The sequence below is a fragment of the Streptomyces similanensis genome (assembly GCF_039543625.1).
Lineage (GTDB): Bacteria > Actinomycetota > Actinomycetes > Streptomycetales > Streptomycetaceae > Streptomyces > Streptomyces similanensis.
In genome coordinates, this window is the sequence record NZ_BAABKC010000002.1 from 106,219 (window position 1) to 123,046 (window position 16,828).

Below are 16,828 nucleotides of genomic sequence, written 5' to 3' on the forward strand. Positions count from 1 at the left end.
GGATCGTACGGCGGCGTGCGCGGCCGCGGGCCTCAGTCCGCGGCGGTGACGGTGTCGGCGCTTGCGGTGATCTCGTCCAGTTCGCGCAGCGCCGAGTCCTGCGGGGTGCCGGTCGTGACGCCGAGCAGGAAGCCGGTGTGGGCGGCGTCGACCGTGACGACGGTCATCTCCAGATGCGCGGTGGCGCCGTCGCCGGTCGCGATCTCCAGGACGGCGGTGTGGGCGGGACGGCCGCCGACCGTCGCGGACCGGGAGTCCTCGAGGGTGGCGGTCCGGTCCGGGAAGAAGAACTCGGCGTTGGACCGCGCTGCGGTCTCCGTGGCCCGCTTCAGGTCGGCGGGGGCCACCGGCTGCCCGGCCGGGCCGGCCATGAAGGAACTGCCCCGGTCGGCCGGGTCCGCCGTCCTGGTCATCTGGGAGGAGAAGGCGTCGATCAGGTCCGCGTCCCGGGTCGCGTCGTGCCGCCAGCCCTCCGGGACGGCGTAGGAGAGGCCGGCCTCGGCGTCGGTCACCCGGGGCCGGCCCGCGAGCGGATCGTCCGGCCCCCGGTGCGCCCACCACACGGCACCCCCGACGAGGACCGGCACCAGCACGGCGGCCACTCCGGCCCACAGCACACGACGAGCGCGGCGCGCGGCGGGCACGGGGCGCCCGAGCATCACGGGCGGCGGCCCGAAACCGGGCTGGACCGGCACCGAGGGCGGCGCGAAGCCGGGCTGAGCAGGCTCCGGCGACGCGAAGCCGGACGGCACCGGCGCCGGCACCGCTACAGGCACCTGCGGCGCGAAGCCGGGCTGGGTCGGCGTCTGCGGCCCGAAGCCGGGCCGGGGCGCGGGGGAGGCGGGTTCGGACGGGAGACCGGGCGGCGGGGTGGTCGTCATGCCGGAGAGCCTCCCAGCCCGCCCGCTCCCCCGACTGAGTCGTCGTACTCAATCGCGCCCTCAGACGCCTCCTACGTACTCACTCGGCGCTGCTCACGGAGCGATCGGCAGCTGCCGCTTGTGCTCGGTGAGCCGGTAGCGGCGGACGATGGCCTCGAAGGCGGCCTCGGCGACCGGCTTGCCCTCCAGGAAGTCGTCGATGTCGTCGTACGTCACACCGAGCGCGTCCTCGTCGGGCTTGCCCGGGTCCAGCGTCTCCAGATCGGCGGTAGGGATCTTGCCCACCAGTTCCGCCGGCGCGCCCAGGGCCTGGGCCACGGCCCGCACCCGCCGCTTGGTCAGACCGGTGAGCGGCACCACGTCGGCCGCTCCGTCGCCGAACTTGGTGAAGAACCCGGAGACCGCCTCCGCCGCGTGATCGGTGCCGACGACCAGGCCCTCGTGCGCGCCCGCCACCGCGTACTGGGCGATCATCCGCTGCCGGGCCTTGATGTTGCCGTGCACGAAGTCCTGGTGGCGCGCGTCCCGGAAGACCGTGTCGCCGGCCAGCGCCGCTTCCAGGGCGGCGTCACTCGCGGGCCGCACGTCGACGGTCAGGACACGGTCGGCCCGGATGAAGTCCAGCGCGCGCTGCGCGTCCTTCTCGTCGGCCTGGACGCCGTACGGCAGCCGCATCGCGAAGAACGTCGCCTCGCGTCCGGTGTCCCGCACCCGCTCGACGGCGAGCTGGCACAGCCGCCCGGCGGTCGTGGAGTCCACCCCGCCGCTGATGCCCAGGACCAGCGAACGCAGGCCGGTGGAGATCAGCCGGTCGGCGAGGAAGGCCACCCGGCGCTCGATCTCCCGCTCCGCGTCGAAGGACGCGCTCACCTGGAGGTCGCGGGCGATCTCCTGTTGCAGGGACATGGACGCCACGTCGGTCACGGTTGCTCCTCGGTCGGGTGCTGGGACGGATCGGAACGCGCCGCCGGGCCGGAGGCGGGCGCCGGCCCACGGCCGCGGACACCCTGCCCACGGCCGCGGGCGCCTGCCCATGGTCGCAGACACCTGGCCACGGACCCCGGCGGCCGTCCACGGCCACGGACCGCTCCTCACGGCCTCCCGGCTGCGGTCGCTCGCCGAGCATGATGCCACCCCGCCCACCAGGCACGACGACCGCCGTCCGGCACCCGCCGGTCACAGCAGGCGGCGGATGTCGCCGCGGACCCGGTAGAAACCGCCCGCCGCCGGATGCAGGGCGTCGACGACGTAACGGGCGCCGGGCTCGCGTATCGCACGCGGGAACTGCACGTTCCAGGAGCGGTCGTAGCCCTCGGACAGCACATGGACGCGCACCCGGCCGCCGTACTGCACGCACTCGACCACGATCGTCCCCGCGGGCGCCTGCGCCACGACGTCCACCGCGGCGACGGTGGTGGCCGGCGCGTAGGCGGGCAGGGCGGCGGCGAGCTTGACGTCCCGGGCCACCGGCACCGTGCCCTGCTGGGCGGCGGCGACCGCGGCCTCGCTCGCGTCCACGCACACCAGCGAGCCGTCGGTGGTCACCAGGTACAGCCGCTCGTCGTGGTACTGCATCGACAGCGCGGAGCCGCCGCCCGTGGCCAGCTTCCACAGCCGGGTGCCGTCCTGGTCGAAGCAGTACACGGACGAGGCCGCGTCACCGGCGAAGACGAACCGCCCGCCGGGCGAGGTGGCGCACGAGTAGACCGCGCTGTCGCAGGCGTACGTGGCCTCGATCGCGCCGGACGTCTTGGACAGCCGCTGGACCACGCGGTGCGCCGTGCCCGCGTACAGGGTGTCGTCCTCCTGCCAGCCGAACAGGACGCCGCCGCGGGTGGAGGTGTGCCACAGCTCGCGGCCGCCGTCGGGGGCGTAGGCGGTCACACCGCGCTGGTGGCCGTGGTAGACGGCCCGGTCGTCGGCGCGGACCATCCAGGCGTGCTCGCCCTGGCTGCGGCGGGCCCACTGGTGTTCGTCCTCGTGGTCGATGACGGTGATCCGTCCGTCGCGGTCCGAGACGTCGAGCACGCCCTCGTGGATGTCCAGCCAGAAGATGTCGACGTCCGCCGCGATGTCGTAGGCCGCGAACGGCAGCTTGGAGGACAGGTCGTAGACCTTGCCGTCGTCGCAGCCGGCGTAGATCCAGAAGTCGTCCGCGACCAGGCACTTCACCCCGTCCGGCAGGCTGAAGCGGGCGCGGACGCCGCCCTCGTGGTCCAGGGTGTAGACGTCGCCCGCCTGGTTGCCGACCCAGCAGTGCTCGTCGTCGACGTGGATGCCGAACGCGGCGGAGCCGGTGGCGAACCGCCACAGCACGGGCGCCACGGCGCGCGCGGTGGAAGGCGCGGAGGTCACCTGGCGGCGGGTCACCGCTCTTGGAGCGCGCTGCCCAGGGACCGCCGGGGCGTACCCCTTGCGGACCTTCTCCCCCACCTTCTTCGCGGCGGCGGCCCGCGCCTTGTCCGCCGAGGGGAACGTCGTGGTCTGGGTCTGACCGGAGGCGCCGATCCGTCCGTAACGGACCGTCACCATCACTCCGTCGACGGCGACTTCGTAGAACTTGTGCGCGCCGCCGTCGTCCTGCGACAGCTCCAGATACGTCGTCGAGACCGTGTTCCCCGCAGACATGGCAGACCCCTCCCCAGGGCGCGGCTCCCCCGGTCGTTCCGGCGGATCCCACTGCTCACACCGTAGAGGCGACCACTGACAATCGCCGGGAACGGGCGAGGGGCCCGCCCCGGCACCGAAGTGCCGGGGCAGGCCCCCTTGTGTTCGACGCCGTCGCCGTGGACGGCCGCGAGGAGTACGGACGGTGACGTCAGTACAGGTCGCGGTAGGTGTTCCAGCCGCTGCCCAGCTTCACCGGGGGCTTGAACTGCCCGGTGCCGCCGGACGAGTAGCGGAACGCCTCGCCCTTGGAGTTGACCGCGACCAGGTCGGCGCGGTTGTCGCCGTCGAGGTCACCCGGCGAGGCCAGCTTGTTGTACGTCTGCCAGCCGTTGCCGATCGTGACCCGCGAGGCGAACGGCGCGGTGGCCGAGCCGGTGCCGCGGTACAGGTAGAGCGTGCCCGAGGGAGTACGCGCGACGATGTCGGCACGGCCGTCGCCGGTGAAGTCGCCCCCACCGACGATCTTGTCGTACGCGTTCCAGCCGGAGCCGATCTTGACCGCGGAGACACCGGTGCCGGAGCCGTTGCCGCGCTCCAGGTACAGGACGCCGGAGCTGTCCCGGGCCAGGAGGTCGCCCTTGCCGTCGTCGTTCAGGTCACCCGGACCGATGAACAGGTTGACCTTGCCCCAACCGCTGGCGATGGAGTTGTTGTTGTACAGGACGCCGTCGTACAGCTCCAGCAGGTCGGCGTAGCCGTCCTGGTCGAGCGAGGAGGCGTAGGCGATCTTGGTGCCCAGCCAGCCGCCCGTGTTGCTGACCTGCTCGCGCGGCGAGAACGCGCCGTTGTTCAGGGCGCCGTACCAGAACAGCGTGCCCTTGGTGTCCATGCCGATCAGCGACGTCTTGCCGAACCGCGGGTTGGCTCCGCTGCCGACCAGGAGGTCGACGCCGTTGAAGCCGGGGCCGACCTTCTGCCGCGGCCGGAACTTCCCGGTGCCGTCGGCCAGGTAGAAGTACAGGTCACCGGAGGGGGTGCGGGCGACGATGTCGTCCAGGCCGTCGCCGTCCCAGTCGTAGGCGGCGGCGATCTGGTTGTACGCGTTCCAGCCGCCGCCGATGTTCACCGCGGCAGCGAGCGGGGCGGTGGTGCTGCCCTTGCCCGCGTAGTAGAACAGCTGACCGTCGGTCCTCCGGGCGACGATGTCGCCGATCCCGTCCTTGTTCATGTCGCCGACGCCGACGAGCTGGTCGTAGATGCCCCAGCCGCCGCCGACCTTGACCCGGGAGCGGAACGGGCTGCTGTCGCTGCCCGTGCCCTGGTACAGGTACAGGTCACCGGCGTAGGTGCGCGCCAGCAGGTCCGGCTTGCCGTCGCCGGTCACGTCGCCGGGGGCGAAGACCTTGTTGTAGATCTGCCAGCCGCTGCCGTTCCAGACGGCGTATCCCGTGCCGCCGGCGCCCTCGCTGTGGTATAGCGACAGGGTGCCCGTGGTGGACAGGGTCAGGACCTCGGGACCGCCGGTACCGTCGAGGTTTCCGGGGGTGAGGATGTCCTTCTGCCGGACCGACGAGTCGGCGCTGCCGATCGTGTAGGCCGAGAACGTGTGGTTCGGGTCGCCGCTCAGCCAGACGTGGGTCGTCCCGTCCATGAGGCGGACGAGGGTCTCGTCGATCCCGTCGCCGTCCACGTCGAACTGGGGACCGGAGCCGGGAGCCTTGATGGCGGGACGCGCCCGCAGCGCCTTCTGCTGCGGTGCCGGGCGGTCGAGCTTGGGTACCGCCGTGGCCTTGGGAGTCGGCACGCTCACGTTCCCGGACGGCCGGTCGGCCGCGAGGGCGGGCGTGCTGAGGAACATGCCTGCCGCCACCGCGAGGGCGGTGCAGCCAAGCAGCCGGGAACGACGTGCTCTGCCGTACAGGCTTGAAATGGACAAAAGCCCCCCACTGAATGTGTAGAAGTTCCGGCCGACTTCTGAAGATCCGTCAAAGCCGGTGATCGCGGATTGTATGGCATGTCTATGACCGGTCGGACACGTGGGGCTGGTGAAGCGGCGCGAGCGAGACGCCGCCCGGCCCTGTGCGAGCCGGGCGGCGTCCGTCAGGTCCGGGTTGGGCGAGACCGGGAGCTGTACGGCCGGGAGCTGTACGGCCAGTAGCTGTAGGGCCGGTGTGGACTACGCGGGGACGGGAGCCGCGAGGTGGGTCCGGGCCAGCTTGCGGAAGTCCGCGACGAGCTGGCCGTTGCCCTCGGCCCGGGTGGCGAGGGCGACATGGCTGGGCTCGACGCCTTCGAGCGGCACGGTGGTGAGATCGGGGCGGAATCCGTGGCCGCGGACACCCGCCGTGATGGCCACCGCCTCCCCCGCGGCGATCACCTCGAACTTGTCCTCGACCGCGTCGACCAACGGTCCGTCCGGTGCCGGGCGGCCGTCCGGCCGCGGGTCGATCCGCCAGAAGGCGCTCCAGGCCGGATCGGACCGTCTGATGCGGGGCAGCGGTTCGTCGGCGATGTCGTCCAGGGTGACGGACTCCTTGCCGGCCAGCCGGTGGTCGAGCGGCACCACCAGGGCCCTGGGCTCGTCGTACAGGACCGTCACGCTCAGCCGGTCGGCGGCCAGCGGAAGCCGGGTCACCACCGCGTCCACCCGGTGGTCGAGCAGCGCCGCGCGCGCGTCGTCGTAGCGCAGGTGCAGGGTCCGCACGTCGGCGTCCGGGTGCCGGTCGCGCAGCCGGCGCACCGCCGGGGTGACGATGAGGCCCGCCGTGTAGCCGATGGTGATCCGGTCGGGGCGCGCGGCGGCCCGGGTGAGACTCGCGGCCTGGGCCGCGGACCGCAGCAGCGCCTTGGCACGGGGCAGGAACACCTCCCCCGCCTCGGTGAGGCGGGCGCCCTGCGGGGTACGGTCCAGCAGCCGCGCGCCCAGCAATTGCTCCAGACGGCGGATCTGCCGGCTCAGCGACGGCTGGGTGATGTGCAGGGCCTCGGCGGCGCGGCCGAAGTGCCGCTGGTCGGCGACGACGGTGAAGTACCGCACCAGCCGCAGATCGAGGTCCGGAGCGGGAACAGAGGGCGCGGCGGCCTGGTCGGACATGCTCGAAGCGTACTGCGGGGCATGAGGCCGACGGCGGGCTTGCTGCCACGCCAGCCCGCCTGAGCAGCGTTGATGCCTGAAGCGTATTGCGGAATGCACAACAAGCCTTGGACGCGACGCGGGATTGTTCCGGACGATGGAGACGGGCCCAAGGCCAGAGGATCACCTCTCCCCGATCCTCCGCGCCTCCCCCCCACCTCACGTTCCTCCCTCACTCCCCCCTCTCCAGCTTTCCACCTTTCCAAAGGACCGCACCATGCGTGTATTCGTCACCGGCGCGACAGGCCACATCGGCTCCGCCGTCGTCTCCGAGCTCCTCGACGCCGGGCACCAGGTCGTCGGACTGGCCCGTTCGGACCGCTCCGCCGCCGCACTGAAGGCCGCCGGAGCCGAGGCGCACCGCGGCTCCCTCGACGACCTCGACACGCTGCACGAGGCCGCCGCGACGGCCGACGGCGTCATCCACCTGGCCTTCAAGCACGACTTCTCGGACTACCAGGGTGCGGTGACCGCCGACCTGCGCGCCGTCCAGACGATCGGAGCCGCGCTGGAGGGCTCCGGCAAGCCCTTCGTCGTCACCTCGGGCACGCTGATGCTGGCGTTCGTGCTGCCGCCGGGTCAGCTCGGCACGGAGGCGGACGTGGCCGCACCGCCGGTCCCCCGCATCGAGGCGGAGAACACCGCGATCGCGCTGTCCGAGAGCGGGGTGCGCTCGTCCGTCGTACGGCTGCCGCCGTCCGTGCACAGCTCGCTCGACCTGCACGGCTTCGTGCCGCGTCTGATCGAGACCGCCCGGGAGAAGGGCGTGTCCGCCTACATCGCGGACGGCGCCAACCGCTGGCCCGCCGTGCACACGCTGGACGCGGCGCGGCTGTTCCGGCTGGCGCTGGAGAAGGCCCCGGCCGGGACCCGGCTGCACGGCACCGCCGACGAGGGGGTGCCCTTCCGGGACATCGCGGAGACCATCGGCCGTCACATCGGGGTTCCGACGGCCGGCATCACCCGCGAGGAGGCCGACGCCCATTTCGGCTTCCTGGGCACCATGGCCTCCCTGGACAACCCGACGTCAAGCAGCCGGACCCAAGAACTGCTGGCCTGGCGGCCGGAGCGGCCGGGACTGATCGCGGACATCGAGGCCGGTCACTACTTCGACACGGAGGACAACGCGTCCTGAAGACCGCTCGGCGGCCGGGGGGACGTGACCGTATGACGGTCCGGTCCGCGGACGACGAACCATGAGGCCACGGTCCGGCACCCGAATGGGGTGCCGGACCGTGGCCTCGACTGTTGCCGCTCCCTGGGCGGCCCGCCGGCGGACGGGCCGCCGGTCGGGTACGTCAGGTCAGGTGAGCGTCGGTTCTACGGGGACGTGGTCGGCGTTCTCCGGTCCGGCCACGGGCGACGGGGGCATCACCGGAGCCGGATCCTGGCCGGCGGCGCGGCGACGCGGGATCAGCAGCGCGGCGACTGCGGCGAGGGCCACCATCGCGGCGCCGACCACCAGCGCGGGACGCAGCCCGTCGACGAAGCTCCGCGCGCTCTCGTAGCCACCCTGTGCGGAGAAGATCGAGGACATCACCGCGATGCCGAGCGCCCCGCCCACCTCACGCAGGGCGTTGTTGGCGCCGGAGGCGATGCCCTGTTGCTGCGGGCGGACGCTGGACATGACCAGGTTGGCGGCCGGGGCGAAGTACAGCGCCATGCCCACCCCGCTGATGATCAGACCGGGCAGCTGGGCGGTGTAGGAGACGTCGGTGGTGACCACGTAGGCCAGATAGCCGAGGCCGGCCGCCTGGAGGAAAAGTCCGGTGGCGACGACCGGGCGGCCGCCGATGCGGTCGGAGAGGATGCCGGCCACCGGGGCGACGAGCATCGGCATGCCGGTCCAGGGCAGCATCCGCAGGCCGGCCTGGGTGGGCGAGTAACCGAGCACGCCCTGCATGTACTGGCTCAGCAGGAAGATCGAGCCGAACATGCCCAGGAACATCAGCAAGCTCGCGGCGTTGATCCCGGCGAAGGCGCGGGAGCGGAACAGCCGCATCGGCAGCATCGGGTTCTTCGCACGGACGCCGTGCAGGACGAAGCCGGCCAGGAGTGCGGCGCCCGCGCACAGGCCGGTCAGCACCAGGGCGCTGGTCCAGCCGTCGGAGGGGCCGCGCACCAGGCCGTAGACGATGCCGAAGAGGCCGCCGCTGGCGAGAAGGGTGCCGGGGATGTCGAGAGGCGCGCCGGTGCCGTGGGACTCGGACAGCCGCAGCCGGGCGAGCGGCATGACGGCGAGACCGAGCGGAACGTTGAGCCAGAAGATCCAGTGCCAGGAGACGTGTTCGGTGAGACTGCCGCCGATCAGCGGACCGGAGGCGACGGCCAGACCGTTGACCGCGCCCCATATGCCGTACGCCGTTCCTCGTTTGGCGGGCGGCACCGCGGCGGTGAGGAGAGTCAGGGTCAGCGGCATCATCACGGCCGCGCCGACCCCCTGCACCGCACGGGCGGCGATCAGGGAGTCGATGCCGGGCGCCATGGCCGCGGCGGCGGAAGCGCCGGTGAAGACGGCGAGCCCGGCGATGAAGAGCCGCCGCCGGCCGAAACGGTCGCCGAGGGCGGCGCCGAACATCAGCAGGACGGCGAAGGTGAGCGTGTAGGCGCTGACGGTCCATTCCAGGTCGTCCAGGGCTCCCCCGAGATCCTTGCGGATGGACGGCAGGGCGGTGGTGACGACGAGGTTGTCCAGGGCCGCCATGAACCCGGCGATGCTGGTGATGACCAGGGCCCAGGCCATGGCTCCACGACGTGGTGTGTTCTCTTGTGCCATCTCTCCCCCAGTGTTGCGTGTGATGTCTTTGGTTAGTGATGAATGACTAACTCATCCGGGCAGAGAACTGCCCGAGACGCCCCTCCCCAAGGACGCCGCCCCCCTCTCGACTCTCGACGCTTTTCTACTTCTCCAGTCGGCCAGTGATGTGAGCGGACGGGTACAGCCCCTCCCACACCCGGTGCTCGGGCGGAAAGCCCATCGCCACCAGCGCGTTGATGAGCATGCCGTGCGCCAGGAAGGTCATCGTGTCGGCCGCGTCCGCGCCGAGCGGAAGGTGTACCGCCTCCCACAACCGCATCCAGCCGGCGCGGACGGTCTCGCCGAAGTCGTGGTCTCCGTCGGCCTCGGCGGCGGCCACCGCGACGTACGTCTGCAACTGGAGAGTGAGAAGTTCCGGCCGCTCGACGATCACCTGGCTGTACGCGTTGGCCATGGAGCGCAGGGCTTCCTCAGCCTCCAGTCCCTCCGCGGCCTTCTCGAAGATGCGGATCACGTCCTGCGTACAGCGGTCGACCGCCGCGAGGAAGATCGCCTTCTTGCCCGGGAAGAGTCGGAACAGATACGGCTGCGAGACCCCGACCCGCCGGGCGATCGCCTCGGTGGAGGTGCCGTAGTAGCCGCCACGGGCGAACTCGTACGTCGCCGCACGGATCACGCTCTCGCGCCGTTCCTGCGCGCTCATCCTGACCATGCTAGTAAGTTAGCACTCAATTACTACGAGGCTCAAGACCCTCTTGGGAGCAGGGGCCGAAGGGTCTGAAGGGCCTCAGAATCGAAAGGTGCCCAAACCGCCGGTTTGGGGTGTCGCCAGGCTCGGCAGACGCAACCGCAGAGGGCGCTGATCTGCGGTCTCCGCACTACAGCCCAGTCCGTAAAGCTATTACGGCGTAATAGTTCGGAGGGACTGAGCGGTGCCCGTCCGCCCCTCCTGGCCGACCGGGGACTCGGTGTCGGAGCCCTCGCGGTCCCTGTTGGCTATTACGGCGTAATAATCGGCGCGACTCCGGCGCGGCCTGACGGGCGGCGCGATCGTGAGGGACCCTCGCGGTCCGGGCGCGTGGAGACGGCTACGGCCCCGCAGCAGCGGCACTTCTCTATTACGCCGTAATAACCCGGCGGGTCAGGCGCCGGACGAAGCACCTGGCTCGGCCTGGAGGGCGGCCGCTGCCAGATACGCCGCGTGGGCTTCCTGCGTCGAGGCGACAGGAACGGCGGTGCGTTGTTCCTGCTTCCGCAGGGACCGAACAGCCGCTGCGAGATAACGGCTGAGGCTGAGCATCTGGGTAGGGGTGACACAGTCGGGAAGCACGGCTGAGATCTCGTCCAACCAGTACTCGGCATCCTCGTCCAGGACCAGCGCCTCACGCTGCTCGACAAGTCGGCGCGCGACAGGGAGCAGCAACCGGTGAGAGCGCTCGGCGGCTTCTTGCCGGCGCCGCTCGGCTTCTGCCTCCAGCGCCTGGCGGCGCTCCGCTTCGAGCACCGCCTCAGGGGTCCGGCGGACCGGGCGCGCCTCGGCTGTGCCATCAACCAAAGTGACGGCCTGCAAACGCTTCGCCTTGTTGTACGCCGCGCTGGGGGCCGCCACGGCCAGCGCGGGGGCGAGTCGCACCCACGGAGCACCCGCGCCGCGGGCATCGGTCAGGGCACGGAGCTGATGTACATCCACTTGCTCCCTCAGGTACTCCCACAGTTGAACGCGTTTCAGGGCAGCGGACTGCTGTACCTCAGCAGCACAACGCCGAAGTGCGGAGGCATGCTTCTCGGTGTAGAGGAGTGCTCCGTAGATCTCCTCGTCGCTCGGCATGCGTTCGACGTCCGGGTCTCCGGCGGCCTCGTGCACCTGCCTCAGCTCGGCGACCACTGCGCCGGCGTCCAGGGAACCGACTCGGATAGGCGGCTTGACCAGCGGCTTTGTGGGTCTGGTCACTGTCTGCCTGCGTTTCGCCATACAGAGGAGTCTGCCCGACAGCGTGAGATTCACATACTGTGAAACTGCTTCTGCTGAGAGCACGTCAAGGCCGGCTGGGGGGGGCTGGCCTCGGTCTTTCAGGGGGGCTGGGCTATTACGGCGTAATAGCCCAGCTTCCCCGACGCACCGTCAAAGCAGCCTGCTTCGGCAGCAGTCAGGCCACGCCTACGGGACCGGGACCGAAGGGACCCAAGTGACTCGGTTCTTGGTTCGGGGCGTCGAGGGACGGAATCGGGAAAGGAGCCAGAGGGCAGGGACCGACCACAAGGGGCTGAAGGCACAGGGACCCAAGCTCATGGTCCCAAGGGCGGAGAAGCAGGGACCAGGGACCAAGGATTCCCAGCGGAAAAACGGCCGGCCTGCGGCAGCGGCGACGACACGGTCGGTCCCTGTAGGGACTATCAGAGACCAGGGACCAAAAGACAGGGCCCGGCCGGGGCTCGGTCCGGGCTCGGTCCCTCCTACGTTTCCGCAGGTCAGAGGGTTTTTACCCAGGGACTGAGGGACTGTAGGGACCAAACTCGCCAATTATGAGCTGAATCTTGTTTGTGTGTTCATACGCACGCGCGCATACAAACAAGTAGTTGAGCACGTCATAATTAGCGAGTTTGGTCCCTCTGGTCCCTTCTGGAGGTCTCGCAAGCCTCTGACCTGCATAAATACCAGGGACCAAGGCTCAGGGACCAAAAACCCGCAGACCCTGTTCCGCCCCTGCGCTGGGTCCCTGGCCCTGTTGGTCCCTGCGATGCAGCTTTTCCCCGTGCAGGGACCAGGGACTCAGCCCCGCCGGATCGTTGAGCCGTGTAGGGGCAGTGATCCGCGCGTATGGCCCACACCGCCCGCCGCCCGCCGCCGGCCTGCGCAAGCCGCCAGGGACCGGCGGCACAGGGACCGAAGCCCCCGCGGGGAGACCCCTCCCTGAGGCTCGGTTTATTACGCCGTAATAGGAAGGCGGAGGGCCTGGCTCCGCCTCCGCGCGTTAGTTGGAGTTGTTGGTCCCTGTGGTCCCTGTGGGGGGTGCCCCTATGTTCTTTGGTCAAGGGAACGGGGGTGTGTCGAGTCGGTGAGCCGGGAGCATGGCGGGGTGGCTGATCTGCTGTGGGATGACGTGAAGTGCTTCTTCGATCCGGACTTGATGGGATCGCTGCCGGACGTGCGTGTCCCGGATGCCTCGATCGAGGACTGGCAGACGGTCCCCGACCTTGTCGCGGAGAAGGGCTGGAAGTGCCAGTACTCCGAGGGAGGGACGGTGCTTCCAGCGCCCCGGGCGGAGGTCGTGCTGTCCCGCCCAGCGGATGCCGAGTGCCCGGACCTGCGGGTCTGGCCGACCGCCGATGTATTGGCGATCTTCCGCTTCCATGCTGCTGATGAAGTCGACTTCGACGTCGAAGCCGATCGAGTAGTCCTCCTCGCAGACTCACAGGTCAGGTGACTGCGGCCGACGGCCTCGGTTCATACTCGGCGATCCGCCGCACCGTCAGCCCCGGCAGGTAGGCGACCGGGCAGCCCGTGTCCCGCGTGACCACCAGCGGCAGGGTGCTGATCAAGGCCGGCTGATCGACCACGACCGACACCGTCCTGTGCTTGGCCTGGAATCTCGCGCAGAGCGCGCGGAGCTTGAGCTCGGTCCCTGTCTCGTGGTCGCCGTCGATTATTACGCCGTAATAGCCGAGGGGAGGTGGGGGAGGGCGGGAGGCGTCCCGACGCACCCTCTGACCCCCCTCTTTGCATGACCATGCGAGATTCTGCATAATCTTCCTATGTCCAAGGTTCTCACCTCCCTCCCCGCCGGCGAGCGCGTCGGCATCGCCTTCTCGGGCGGCCTCGACACCTCGGTCGCGGTCGCTTGGATGCGTGACAAGGGCGCCATCCCTTGCACCTACACCGCCGACATCGGCCAGTACGACGAGCCCGACATCGCGTCGGTGCCCGGACGCGCGAAGACCTACGGTGCGGAGGTCGCGCGCCTGGTCGACTGCCGCGCGGCGCTCGTCGAGGAAGGTCTGGCCGCGCTCACCTGCGGGGCGTTCCACATCCGCTCGGGCGGGCGGGCGTACTTCAACACCACCCCGCTCGGTCGCGCCGTCACCGGCACCCTCCTGGTCCGGGCGATGCTCGAGGACGACGTCCAGATCTGGGGCGACGGGTCGACGTTCAAGGGCAACGACATCGAGCGGTTCTACCGCTACGGCCTCCTCGCCAACCCGCAGCTGCGGATCTACAAGCCGTGGCTGGACGCGGACTTCGTGACCGAGCTGGGCGGCCGCAAGGAGATGTCGGAGTGGCTGGTCGCCCACGACCTCCCGTACCGCGACAGCACGGAGAAGGCGTACTCCACCGACGCCAACATCTGGGGCGCTACCCACGAGGCCAAGACCCTGGAGCACCTGGACACCGGTGTCGAGACCGTTGAGCCGATCATGGGAGTGCGGTTCTGGGACCCCGAGGTGGAGATCGCCACCGAGGACGTGACCATCGGCTTCGAGCAGGGCCGCCCGGTGACGATCAACGGCAAGGAGTTCGCGTCCCCCGTCGACCTGGTGATCGAGGCGAACGCCATCGGCGGCCGCCACGGCATGGGCATGTCCGACCAGATCGAGAACCGGATCATCGAGGCCAAGAGCCGGGGCATCTACGAGGCCCCCGGCATGGCCCTGCTGCACGCGGCCTACGAGCGCCTCGTCAACGCGATCCACAACGAGGACACCCTCGCCCAGTACCACAACGAGGGCCGGCGTCTGGGTCGCCTCATGTACGAGGGCCGCTGGCTCGACCCGCAGGCCCTCATGGTCCGCGAGTCGTTGCAGCGCTGGGTCGGCGCGGCCGTCACGGGTGAGGTGACGCTGCGGCTGCGGCGCGGCGAGGACTACTCGATCCTCGACACCACGGGCCCGGCCTTCAGCTACCACCCGGACAAGCTGTCCATGGAGCGCACCGAGGACTCGGCCTTCGGCCCGGTGGACCGGATCGGCCAGCTCACCATGCGCAACCTCGACATCGCCGACTCGCGCGCCAAGCTGGAGCAGTACGCCGCCATCGGTCTGATCGGGACCGCCAATCCCGCCATCGGCGCGGCGCAGGCGGCCGCGACCGGTCTGATCGGCACCATGCCGGAGGGCGGCGCCGAGGCCATCGCCTCCCGCGGTGAGGTCTCGGGCGAGGACGAGATGCTGGACCGCGCCGCCATGGAGTTCGGCACCGACTGAGCGGTCCGGCGGTGGGGAAGACAGCCCTAACAGCCGCCCCCAGGAGACGTCGGCTCGATGAGAGGCCGGTGCGACACCCTTGTTTCCGGGTGTCGCACCGGCCTCATGTCTTTCCTGGCCCTGTGCTCCGTCGGTGGGGGAGGGGCGGGGGAGGGGCAGGATGTTGGTCAGAAGCCGGTGAGAGTGATCTTGCCGATGGCCGAGCCGGACTCCAGGATGCGGTGCGCCTCCCGGAGGGCCGCGGCGTTGGCCGGGCCCAGATCCCTGGTGGCGGTGGTGGTGAGAACGCCCGCGTCCACCAGGCGGGCGACCTGTTCCAGGATGTGCTGCTGCCGGGCCTGGTCCGGAGTCCGGAAGAGGGAGCGGGTGAACATGAACTCCCAGTGGAACGAGATGCTCTTGGGCTTCAGCACCCCGATCGGCAGGGACTCGAAGTCGTCGATGGCGACGATCCGGCCGAAGGGCCGCATCGCCTCGGCGTAGTCGGCCAGGTTGCGGTCGGTGTGGGCGGTGCCGAACACATGGGTCAGGCGGTCCGGCGCCACCTCGGCGAGCTGGGGGACCAGTGGCTTGTGGTGGTCGATGACATGCTGCACGCCCATCCGGGTGGCGAACTCGACGGTCTCCGGGCGGGAAGCGGTCCCGATGACGGTCAGGCTGGTCAGGGCGCGGGCCAGTTGGGCCACGATGGACCCGACGCCGCCGGCCGCCGCGGTGATCAGCAGCGCGCCGTCCTGGTTCAGTCCGCCGTTCTCCAGACCCAGCCGCTCGAACAGCCCCTCCCAGGCGGTGAGCGAGGTCAGCGGGAGAGCGGCGGCCTCGGTGAAGGAGAGCGTGGTCGGCTTGTGCGCGACGAGACGCTCGTCGACGACGTGGTACTCCGAGTTCGCTCCGGGCCGGTTGAGGGCGCCGGCGTAGTACACCTCGTCGCCGGCCGTGAACCCTTCCACCTTCTCGCCGACCGTGACGACCGTGCCCGCCGCGTCCCAGCCGAGCACCTTCGGCTCCCCGCCGGGATCGTTGCTCTGCCGGATCTTGTAGTCGACGGGGTTGACGGCGATGGCCGCCACTTCCACCAGCAGGTCGTGGGGGCCCGGCTCCGGAAGGGGGAGCTCCAGGTCGATCAGACTGTCCTCGTCGCCGATCGGCAGACTCTTGCGGTAGCCGACGGCGCGCATGGTGCTGTTGCTCATGCGGGACGGGTGCCCATTCCCGGCGAGCGTTCATCCGCCGGGTTTTCGGGTGGCGTGTTCAGCTGGTCGATACGGTGGGGGGCGAAGACCGGCGGTGGGGGAGTGGTTGCCGTGGGGTGTCAGAGGTGTTCGCCCAGACGTTCCAGCAGGGGAGCGGCGGCCGCGAGGGTCTGGAGTTCGGCGGGGGTGAACCGCTCGGTCAGCACGGTGGCCAGTTGCCGGCCACGGGCTTCCCGCTTGCGCCGCAGCACATCTTCGCCGGTCTCGGTGAGCGACACGATGATCCGCCTGCGGTCATGGGGATCGGGCCGGCGCCGGACGAAACCGCGCGTCTCCAGCCCGTTCACGACGGTGCCCATGGCCTGTGCGGTGACCTGTTCGGCCCGTGCCAGCTCGGCCGCTGAAGCCGGCCCCGCCGCGGCCAGCCGGGACAGGGCCGAACGCTCGGGCAGTGACAGCTCACCCGGCGCCCGACTGTGCCGCAGCCGCCGCGCCACCAGGCCGATGGCGTCGTACAGCGCACCACCGAGGTTGGCCTCACCTGTTGCTGCGGCCTCGGTGGCCTCGGTGGCCTCGGTGGCTTCTGCGGCTTCTGCGGCTTCTGCGGATCGGTCCTGACGACCGGGCTGCTGGGTCACGCCTACAGGCTAGGCGCGCCCTTCCGAGGAGGGGCCGTCGGCCGGGGGAGGGGCTGAAGGGACCGGCGTCGGAAAAATGGGACATCCGATGGCTCAGCGGGGGGTGAAGTGCACGAGGACGCGGCCGGTGTTGGCCTCGCTGACCTCGACCCGGTCGTACAGCTTCCTGATGTGCTTCTGCCCCAGGAAGGTCAGGACGCGGTTGCGCAGCTGCCCTGTTCCCTTGCCGGGAATGATCTCCACGACGGGCTCGCCCGACTGATGGGCTCGGAAGACGAACTGCCGCAGCGCCAGTTCGATGTCGCGGTTGTTGCGGAACAGCGGATGCAGATCCAGGCTCAGCACGGCGGCCTCTCCTCGATGGCTGACACGCGGCACAGGGGCTCTCAGGCGCTCCTGAAGCCGTGGGATCCCGG

Annotated in this window: 13 protein-coding genes and 2 pseudogenes; 3 read left to right on the plus strand and 12 right to left on the minus strand. The window is 70.3% G+C overall.

The features are described 5' to 3' along the window. Positions 1-32: 32 nt before the first annotated feature. From ABEB07_RS00940 to ABEB07_RS00960, 5 genes are all read right to left on the minus strand, one after another. Positions 33-881, minus strand: coding sequence for a hypothetical protein (locus tag ABEB07_RS00940; protein WP_176147207.1), 849 nt, complete (start codon positions 879-881; stop codon positions 33-35). A 93-nt stretch (positions 882-974) separates the two neighbouring features. Then, positions 975-1,805: an ammonia-dependent NAD(+) synthetase gene (gene nadE, locus ABEB07_RS00945; protein WP_164587641.1), complete on the minus strand. Its 831-nt coding sequence runs from the start codon at positions 1,803-1,805 to the stop codon at positions 975-977. Between the two features lie 252 nt (positions 1,806-2,057). After that, complete coding sequence (locus ABEB07_RS00950; protein ID WP_345666583.1) at positions 2,058-3,509, minus strand: WGR domain-containing protein; 1,452 nt, start codon at positions 3,507-3,509, stop codon at positions 2,058-2,060. A gap of 190 nt (positions 3,510-3,699) precedes the next feature. Beyond that, complete coding sequence (locus tag ABEB07_RS00955; protein WP_345666584.1) at positions 3,700-5,349, minus strand: FG-GAP repeat domain-containing protein; 1,650 nt, start codon at positions 5,347-5,349, stop codon at positions 3,700-3,702. A gap of 318 nt (positions 5,350-5,667) precedes the next feature. Further along, positions 5,668-6,585 (minus strand): LysR family transcriptional regulator, encoded by a 918-nt coding sequence (locus tag ABEB07_RS00960; protein WP_345666585.1) that lies wholly within the window; start codon positions 6,583-6,585, stop codon positions 5,668-5,670. Between the two features lie 256 nt (positions 6,586-6,841). On the opposite strand from ABEB07_RS00960, the gene ABEB07_RS00965 reads away from it, so the two are divergent. Further along, positions 6,842-7,759 (plus strand): SDR family oxidoreductase, encoded by a 918-nt coding sequence (locus ABEB07_RS00965; protein ID WP_345666586.1) that lies wholly within the window; start codon positions 6,842-6,844, stop codon positions 7,757-7,759. A gap of 168 nt (positions 7,760-7,927) precedes the next feature. On the opposite strand, the gene ABEB07_RS00970 is transcribed toward ABEB07_RS00965, so the two are convergent. From ABEB07_RS00970 to ABEB07_RS00980, 3 genes are all read right to left on the minus strand, one after another. Beyond that, positions 7,928-9,400 (minus strand): DHA2 family efflux MFS transporter permease subunit, encoded by a 1,473-nt coding sequence (locus tag ABEB07_RS00970; RefSeq protein ID WP_176147202.1) that lies wholly within the window; start codon positions 9,398-9,400, stop codon positions 7,928-7,930. 124 nt (positions 9,401-9,524) lie between these two features. Continuing rightward, complete coding sequence (locus tag ABEB07_RS00975) at positions 9,525-10,094, minus strand: TetR/AcrR family transcriptional regulator (RefSeq protein ID WP_345666587.1); 570 nt, start codon at positions 10,092-10,094, stop codon at positions 9,525-9,527. A 429-nt stretch (positions 10,095-10,523) separates the two neighbouring features. Continuing rightward, a complete protein-coding gene (locus ABEB07_RS00980) occupies positions 10,524-11,354 on the minus strand; it encodes a hypothetical protein (RefSeq protein ID WP_345666588.1) in 831 nt (276 codons plus the stop codon). A 1,105-nt stretch (positions 11,355-12,459) separates the two neighbouring features. Here ABEB07_RS00980 and ABEB07_RS00985 point away from each other — a divergent pair. Next, positions 12,460-12,765: pseudogene (locus ABEB07_RS00985) on the plus strand (hypothetical protein); the annotation flags it as partial. A gap of 58 nt (positions 12,766-12,823) precedes the next feature. Here ABEB07_RS00985 and ABEB07_RS00990 read toward each other — a convergent pair. Further along, positions 12,824-13,003: pseudogene (locus tag ABEB07_RS00990) on the minus strand (IS110 family transposase); the annotation flags it as partial. A gap of 132 nt (positions 13,004-13,135) precedes the next feature. Between ABEB07_RS00990 and argG the strand changes: the two are divergent. Next, positions 13,136-14,581: an argininosuccinate synthase gene (gene argG, locus ABEB07_RS00995; RefSeq protein WP_176147198.1), complete on the plus strand. Its 1,446-nt coding sequence runs from the start codon at positions 13,136-13,138 to the stop codon at positions 14,579-14,581. A gap of 167 nt (positions 14,582-14,748) precedes the next feature. On the opposite strand, the gene ABEB07_RS01000 is transcribed toward argG, so the two are convergent. The 3 genes from ABEB07_RS01000 to ABEB07_RS01010 all read right to left on the minus strand — a co-directional run bounded on the left by ABEB07_RS01000 (position 14,749) and on the right by ABEB07_RS01010 (position 16,757). Continuing rightward, entirely contained in the window at positions 14,749-15,774 is a 1,026-nt protein-coding gene (locus ABEB07_RS01000) for a zinc-binding alcohol dehydrogenase family protein (RefSeq protein ID WP_345666590.1), read from the minus strand. 119 nt (positions 15,775-15,893) lie between these two features. Beyond that, entirely contained in the window at positions 15,894-16,412 is a 519-nt protein-coding gene (locus tag ABEB07_RS01005) for a MarR family winged helix-turn-helix transcriptional regulator (protein WP_345666591.1), read from the minus strand. Positions 16,413-16,505: 93 nt separating this feature from the next. Further along, positions 16,506-16,757, minus strand: a complete 252-nt coding sequence (locus tag ABEB07_RS01010; protein WP_164587651.1) for a Smr/MutS family protein — start codon at positions 16,755-16,757, stop codon at positions 16,506-16,508. Positions 16,758-16,828: the final 71 nt, after the last annotated feature.

What these genes read in the sequence shown, in the direction of transcription:
- ABEB07_RS00965 (WP_345666586.1), top strand. Translation starts at nt 6,842, where the DNA reads ATGCGTGTATTCGTCACCGGCGCGACAGGCCACATCGGCTCCGCCGTC.
- ABEB07_RS00980 (WP_345666588.1), bottom strand. Translation starts at nt 11,354, where the DNA reads ATGGCGAAACGCAGGCAGACAGTGACCAGACCCACAAAGCCGCTGGTC.
- ABEB07_RS00975 (WP_345666587.1), bottom strand. Translation starts at nt 10,094, where the DNA reads ATGGTCAGGATGAGCGCGCAGGAACGGCGCGAGAGCGTGATCCGTGCG.
- ABEB07_RS00960 (WP_345666585.1), bottom strand. Translation starts at nt 6,585, where the DNA reads ATGTCCGACCAGGCCGCCGCGCCCTCTGTTCCCGCTCCGGACCTCGAT.
- argG (WP_176147198.1), top strand. Translation starts at nt 13,136, where the DNA reads ATGTCCAAGGTTCTCACCTCCCTCCCCGCCGGCGAGCGCGTCGGCATC.
- ABEB07_RS00940 (WP_176147207.1), bottom strand. Translation starts at nt 881, where the DNA reads ATGACGACCACCCCGCCGCCCGGTCTCCCGTCCGAACCCGCCTCCCCC.
- ABEB07_RS00970 (WP_176147202.1), bottom strand. Translation starts at nt 9,400, where the DNA reads ATGGCACAAGAGAACACACCACGTCGTGGAGCCATGGCCTGGGCCCTG.
- ABEB07_RS00955 (WP_345666584.1), bottom strand. Translation starts at nt 5,349, where the DNA reads ATGTTCCTCAGCACGCCCGCCCTCGCGGCCGACCGGCCGTCCGGGAAC.
- ABEB07_RS01000 (WP_345666590.1), bottom strand. Translation starts at nt 15,774, where the DNA reads ATGAGCAACAGCACCATGCGCGCCGTCGGCTACCGCAAGAGTCTGCCG.
- ABEB07_RS00950 (WP_345666583.1), bottom strand. Translation starts at nt 3,509, where the DNA reads ATGTCTGCGGGGAACACGGTCTCGACGACGTATCTGGAGCTGTCGCAG.